This is a genomic window from Caulobacter sp. D5, from assembly GCF_003185805.1.
Classification (GTDB): Bacteria; Pseudomonadota; Alphaproteobacteria; order Caulobacterales; family Caulobacteraceae; genus Caulobacter.
On the sequence record NZ_QHJY01000185.1, the window covers coordinates 1 to 2411 of the forward strand.

Annotated in this window: 3 protein-coding genes; all 3 read left to right on the forward strand. The window is 69.6% G+C overall.

Annotated elements, in window-relative coordinates:
- Positions 1–380: sensor histidine kinase (locus tag DMC18_RS13435; RefSeq protein ID WP_146218068.1), on the forward strand; the 380-nt coding region annotated here is incomplete at its 5' end.
- Positions 381–494: 114 nt separating this feature from the next.
- Positions 495–695, forward strand: a complete 201-nt coding sequence (locus DMC18_RS13440) for a hypothetical protein (RefSeq protein WP_110119686.1) — start codon at positions 495–497, stop codon at positions 693–695.
- Positions 696–765: 70 nt separating this feature from the next.
- Positions 766–2286, forward strand: a complete 1521-nt coding sequence (locus DMC18_RS13445; RefSeq protein WP_110119685.1) for a hypothetical protein — start codon at positions 766–768, stop codon at positions 2284–2286.
- The last annotated feature ends 125 nt before the right edge of the window (positions 2287–2411 follow it).

The window sequence follows — 2411 nt, forward strand, 5'->3', positions numbered from 1 at the left end:
CCCTGTCCGGTCCCGACCTCGCCGTGGCGCTGGACCTGCCGGCCGACCTGCCGCCGGTCGCAGCGCCGCTGGCGGTGATCGAGACCGTGCTGACCGTGCTGGTCGAGAACAGCCGCCAGGCCGGCGCCCGGCGGGTGACGATCGGCGGCCGCCACGAGCGTGACGAGGTCGTGCTGGAAGTCGTCGACGACGGCCCCGGCGTGGCCCCGGCTGACGCCGCCCGCCTGTTCGAGCCGTTCTTCACGACGCGCCGAACCCAGGGCGGCACGGGCCTTGGCCTCTCCATCGCCCGCTCCCTGGCGCGCGCCCACGGCGGCGAGGCGGCCTATCTGGCCGGCGACGCGGGCGCGCGGTTTTCGCTGTCGCTGCCGACGGCCTGATCCCTTCCGGACCGCCCCTCTGCGCGTCTGCACGGAATCTCCACAAGCGGTTCATCACCACGCCTCGAGGCGCTTCTAGGCTTCGATCTCGCCCCCCCCCACAGGAGATCGCACATGCTGACCGCCGCCCCGCCCGCTTCCGACTGCCAGGTCGAGCTCGACATCGCCGCCGGCCGCTACACCTGGAGCGTCGTGCGCCCCGACGGCATGCGGCTGTCCGGAACCGCCAGCGATCCGGCCTTCGCTCAGAGCCAGACCGCCCTGGCCGCCGTGATGCTGGACGCCTTCGCCTCGCTGAAGCGGCGGCGTTTTTAGAAAGGCCCGCCTCGTCTTGGCCATGGGGCGGGTGTAAGCGTCGCCTTCGCTGGTTTCGCAAAGGCCCTTCATGCGCGCGCTTGTTTCCCCCGCCCTGGCTCTGGCCCTGACGCTCGGCGTCTCGGTCGCGGCCCTCTCCTCCGCCCCCGCCCTGGCCGCGCCCGAGAACTACGCGACCATCCGCATGAAGACCGACACCGCCTTCCTCAGCGCCGAGGAGCGCAAGGTGGTGAACCTGCTGATCCAGGCCGCCGACCAGATGACGGCCATCTACGACAAGCAGGCGGTCGCCCAGGGCGGCGCCGACGGCCCGGGCCACGGCTTCTATCCGCCCGGCATGACCAAGGCCGAGTTCGAGACCTATCTGGCCGCCCATCCCGACCAGAAGACCGCCCTGATGGCCGCCTATACGGTGGTCCGCCGCGAGGGCGACAAGCTGGTCGCCGTGCCCTATTCGGTCGCCTACAAGCCCGAGCTGACCAAGGCCGCCGCCCTGCTGGACGAGGCCGCCAAGGTCACCACCAACGCCAGCCTCAAGCGCTTCCTGACCCTGCGCGCCCAGTCGTTCCGCTCCAACGACTACTTCCAGTCCGAGATGGCCTGGATGGACCTGGAAGGCACGCCGATCGAGGTCGCCATCGGTCCGTACGAGACCTACACCGACGAGATGATCGGCCAGAAGGCCGCCTTCGAGGCCTTCGTCACCCTGAAGAACCCGACCGAGAGCCAGGCCCTCGACAAGTACAAGGCCTATCTGCGCGACATGGAGGCCAACCTCCCGGTCGCCGACAGCTACAAGAACTTCAAGCGCGGCGGCGCCTCGCCGATCGCCGTGGCCGAGCAGATCCGCGGCGGCGGCGACAATCTGCATGGGCCCCAGACCGTGGCCTTCAACCTGCCCAACGACGAGCGGGTGCGCGAGGCCAAGGGCGCCAAGAAGGTGATCCTGTCCAACGTGCTGGCCGCCAAGTACGAGGGCATCCTCTCGCCCATCGCCTCGCGCGTGCTGGTCGCCGACCAGGCCGCCCTGGTCAGCCAGAAGTACATGACGCTGGAGACCCTGTTCCACGAGCTGTCGCACAGCCTGGGCCCGGGCTCGATCACCGTCGCCGGCCGCGCCACCACCGTCTCGGCCGAGCTTAAGGACATCGCCGGCACCGCCGAAGAGGCCAAGGCCGACGTCATGGGCGCCTGGAACATCCTCTTCATGATGGAGAAGAACGAGATCCCGGCCGCCGAGCGCCCGCAGCTCTTCGCCACCTACACCGCCGGCATCTTCCGCGCCGCCCGCTGGGGCGACGAGGAGGCCCACGGCCGGGGCGCAGCCCTGCAGTACGGCTACCTGAAGTCCAAGGGCGCCTTCGTCTTCGACCCCGTCGCCAAGCGCTACCGCATCGACGACGCCAAGATGGCCGCCGGCATCCGCGACCTGGTGGCCGACATCGTCAAGCTGCAAGGCGACGGCGACTACGCCGGCATGGTCGCCTTCTTCGACCGCTACGCCCACCTCGACGACGACGCCCGCGGCGTGATCGCCACGCTGAAGGACATCCCGGTGGATATCACCCCGGTCTATCCGGCGAAGGTGTGATGAAGAGGCTCCCCCTGAAGGGGGAGCTGTCGCGGAGCGACTGAGGGGGAAGTTGTTGCGGCACGTCAGCAGCCGCTTCCCCCTCCGGCCCTTCGGGCCACCTCCCCCTTCAGGGGGAGGATCTT

What these genes read in the sequence shown, in the direction of transcription:
- DMC18_RS13440 (WP_110119686.1), top strand. Translation starts at nt 495, where the DNA reads ATGCTGACCGCCGCCCCGCCCGCTTCCGACTGCCAGGTCGAGCTCGAC.
- DMC18_RS13445 (WP_110119685.1), top strand. Translation starts at nt 766, where the DNA reads ATGCGCGCGCTTGTTTCCCCCGCCCTGGCTCTGGCCCTGACGCTCGGC.